Origin of the sequence: Streptococcus pseudopneumoniae, assembly GCF_038148935.1 — a bacterium.
GTDB lineage: Bacteria > Bacillota > Bacilli > Lactobacillales > Streptococcaceae > Streptococcus > Streptococcus pseudopneumoniae_U.
Map to the genome: position 1 here is coordinate 1 of NZ_JBBJZX010000164.1, position 1,591 is coordinate 1,591.

At 41.0% G+C, this 1,591-nt stretch carries 3 protein-coding genes; all 3 read right to left on the reverse strand.

Annotated elements, in window-relative coordinates:
* A partial coding sequence (locus tag WKI42_RS10320) for a DAK2 domain-containing protein (protein ID WP_368081876.1) occupies positions 1 to 758 on the reverse strand: 758 nt, incomplete at its 3' end.
* Positions 759 to 760: 2 nt separating this feature from the next.
* Entirely contained in the window at positions 761 to 1,126 is a 366-nt protein-coding gene (locus WKI42_RS10325) for an Asp23/Gls24 family envelope stress response protein (protein ID WP_042901664.1), read from the reverse strand.
* A gap of 154 nt (positions 1,127 to 1,280) precedes the next feature.
* A complete protein-coding gene (gene rpmB / locus WKI42_RS10330; RefSeq protein WP_001140948.1) occupies positions 1,281 to 1,469 on the reverse strand; it encodes a 50S ribosomal protein L28 in 189 nt (62 codons plus the stop codon).
* Positions 1,470 to 1,591: the final 122 nt, after the last annotated feature.

A 1,591-nucleotide genomic window follows, 5' to 3' on the forward strand; every position in this document is an offset into this window, starting at 1 on the left:
TGCTTAAGAGCTACCATGATTTCAGTACAGTAACCAAAGGTGATGTCCTCAGTCGCTACATGACCAGCTACAGCTTTATGATGTTCTGCATTGATCATTTCACTCATGTTGGCAGGAGTCGCTACAAAGTCCTCAGATGCAATATATTCGCCAGTAAGGGCTGAAAGGAAACCTTCATAGATGAAGACCAGTCCTTGACCACCTGAGTCCACAACGCCAACTTCTTTCAAGACTGGAAGCATGTCTGGTGTTTTAGCTAGAGCTGTTTTAGCACCCTCTAAAGCTGCGCGCATGACTTCAACAGCGTCATCTGTTTGCTCAGCTTTTTTCTTAGCACCGATAGCAGCCCCACGAGAAACTGTCAAAATCGTTCCTTCAACTGGTTTCATCACTGCCTTATAGGCAACTTCCACACCTGATTGGAAGGCAAGGGCCAAGTCTTGACCTGTTAACTCGTCTTTATCCTTGATAGCTTGTGAAAATCCACGGAAAAGCTGAGATGTGATAACTCCTGAGTTCCCACGCGCACCCATCAAAAGACCTTTGGCAAGAATGCTCGCTACCTCTCCAACTGTCGAAGCTGGCTTGTCTGCAACTTCTTTAGCACCATTTTCAATGGTCATTCCCATATTTGTCCCGGTATCTCCATCTGGAACGGGGAAGACGTTTAATGAATTGACATATTCAGCTTGCTTATTCAAGCGAGTTGATGCAGCTTGCACCATTTCTTGAAATAAGCTAGTAGTAATTTTTGACACGGTTATTCTCCTACAACTTTGATATTTTGAATGTAGACATTTACAGTCTGAGCAGTAATTCCAAGCTGGTTTTCCAAGCTAAAACGAACACGCTCTTGAATGTTTTTCGACACTTCGCTAATCTTTGTTCCGTAGCTCAACACGGTATATACATCAACTGCAATACTGCCATCTTCGGTCGCCTTTACGACGACACCTTTAGAATAATTTTCCTTACCTAGAAGGGCTTGGAAATTATCTTTGAGGGCATTTTTACTAGCCATACCGACCACACCAAAAATCTCAGTTGCTGCTCCACCTACGACGGTTGCAATCACTTCATCTGTTAGTTCGATTTGACCATCTTTTGTATTAATTTTTACAGTCATCCTTTTTACCTCAACTAGTTGATACTCTATTTTATCATATTTCAGCCCAAGTGTAAAAGCAGAATACTGTATCAGCGGATATTTACTCTGCTTTTAAAATGATTTTTTCGCTATGACAAAAGAAAAAGACCCTGAGGTCTCCTTGCTTTTATTATTAAACGCGTTCAACTTTACCTGATTTCAAAGCACGAGCTGAAGCCCAAACTTTTTTAGGTTTACCATCGATAAGAACAGTAACTTTTTGAAGGTTTGGTTTTACGGCACGTTTTGTTTGGTTCATCGCGTGTGAACGGTTGTTTCCTGATACAGTCTTACGACCTGTAAAGTAACATACTTTAGCCATTGTGTTTTCCTCCTATTAGATCTAATATAGCGGATGTGCTAGCACCACATACCGTACTATGTTATCACACTTTCTTCATTTTTGCAAGGGAATTGGAAGATTTTTTTATTTATTGTGATTCG